The 1,765-nt window shown below is 37.1% G+C and carries 3 protein-coding genes; 1 reads left to right on the top strand and 2 read right to left on the bottom strand.

Going from position 1 to position 1,765, the window contains the following annotated elements:
* The coding region (locus tag E1176_RS01505; protein WP_155208812.1) for a bactofilin family protein at positions 1 to 364 on the bottom strand (364 nt) is incomplete at its 3' end.
* Positions 365 to 628: 264 nt separating this feature from the next.
* On the opposite strand from E1176_RS01505, the gene E1176_RS01500 reads away from it, so the two are divergent.
* A complete protein-coding gene (locus E1176_RS01500; RefSeq protein WP_185152539.1) occupies positions 629 to 1,249 on the top strand; it encodes a porin family protein in 621 nt (206 codons plus the stop codon).
* A gap of 71 nt (positions 1,250 to 1,320) precedes the next feature.
* On the opposite strand, the gene E1176_RS01495 is transcribed toward E1176_RS01500, so the two are convergent.
* A partial coding sequence (locus E1176_RS01495) for a TrkA family potassium uptake protein (RefSeq protein WP_185152538.1) occupies positions 1,321 to 1,765 on the bottom strand: 445 nt, incomplete at its 5' end.

The raw sequence follows: 1,765 nt of genomic DNA, 5'->3' as shown, positions 1-1,765 counted from the left end.
TATCACCCATCTTACACTTACCGTCAAACTTGGCGCCAGATTCAACTACCAATTTATTGGTAATGATATCTCCGGTTATTTTACAGTTTGGTTTGAGGATAAGCAACTCAGTTACTTCTAAAGATCCTTTTACTTCGCCTTCAACTTCAGCCACCTGAGCCAAAACGTTACCATCGATCATAGCTGACGGTCCGATCGCAACTTTAGATTTTGAAGTAAGATCTCCAATTATTTTTCCTTCCACTCTTATATTACCATAAGTCTCGACATTACCTTTAAAAGTACTGCCTTTACCGATGATGTTGTTAGAGTTCATTGCCTCTGTAGAATTTTTCACTTGCTTTTCCTCTTTATTTTTAAACATAGCCTTTTCAATCTCAAAAATCAGTTACCAAAGCTATTATAACAAGTTGATTCTTAAAAGGTAAGTTCTGTAAAATGCATTTTTTTTAGATTATTAGTTAAAATCCACGATTTATGACTTTTATGGCCATTTTTCGTCATCATCTACAAGCCTGTGGAAAGATTTACCCAAAATTATGTTTTGAGAGTTAAATCACTATCCGGAAATGTAATTGGCACACTTTTTTCCACTCTTCATTTAGAAAATTTAAAACTTGAAATGACTATGAAAAAAGTAACATATTTATGTCTGGCGTTGGTAGTACTGTTGGTGGCATCTAATAAATCAACGGCTCAAAAAGCCCGTGGAGGTATTAAAGGTGGTCTCAACTTGAGTACACTTTACTTAGATGATGTTGAAGATGAAAATGTGAGAGCCGGATTTCACGCTGGTTTTTACACACAACTCATGCTAGCTCCAAGCTTCGCGATTCAGCCTGAGTTAAACTTTTCAACTAAAGGATCCAGCGCAGATTACAACTTTGCAGGATTCAGAGGTGAATCCAAATTCAACCTAAGCTATTTAGATGTGCCTGTATTGGCAACATTTAAATTAGGCGATGATGTAGACATTCACATAGGTCCTTATGTGGGTTACCTTGTTGGAGTAAATACTTCTTCTGAAGGTGATTTTGGAGATAGTAGAACTGAGCTCGATAGAGATGACTATGAAAAATGGGACTATGGTATCTCAGGAGGTATGGCATTAAACTTCAACCCAATGTCGATTGGTGTAAGATACAATTACGGCCTTAATGAGATAGCCGATAGTGACGATGCGGCAAGACTCAACAAAGGCGCAAAAAATGCTGTGGGACAAGTATATGTAGCTTTTGATTTGAAATAATAAAAGGCATTATACTTAAACGAAAAAGAGGGAGCAATCCCTCTTTTTTCTTTTTAAGCAATCTATATAATCTAAATAAATTTCGCTCTGAAATCTTTGAGAGCTTCACCGTTACCGATTACTGTGATAATATCACCTAGCAGTAAATGCGTGTCTCCATGCGGGACGAACATTTCGGTGCCTCGCTTCATTAAAACTAAAGAACCTGATGGGTGAAAGGCCATATTTCTAACACGGTCCCGATCAATTTTTTTATTGGTCATCTTAATTTCTTCCACTTGATAAGCACCAAAATCTTCACTCAATGTTTGGAATGTATCAGGGCGCACGATTGCAGCTTCAAGCTGACTGGCCATGGTCTGATATTTATCGATAAGCTTAATTTCTGAGTTTTGAGCTACGGTCTTTAGTGAAGGGTTGTAAAGTGAGTAGATCTGTTCATGGTTAAATTCATTTTTAAATCTTTTTACAACCTCAGTGTTTTTAGCATCAGATGAGGTGAGTACAACCACAGGG

This window comes from Fulvivirga aurantia (assembly GCF_009711475.1).
Taxonomy (GTDB): domain Bacteria; phylum Bacteroidota; class Bacteroidia; order Cytophagales; family Cyclobacteriaceae; genus Fulvivirga; species Fulvivirga aurantia.
This window is presented reverse-complemented; position numbering and strand designations above follow the sequence as displayed.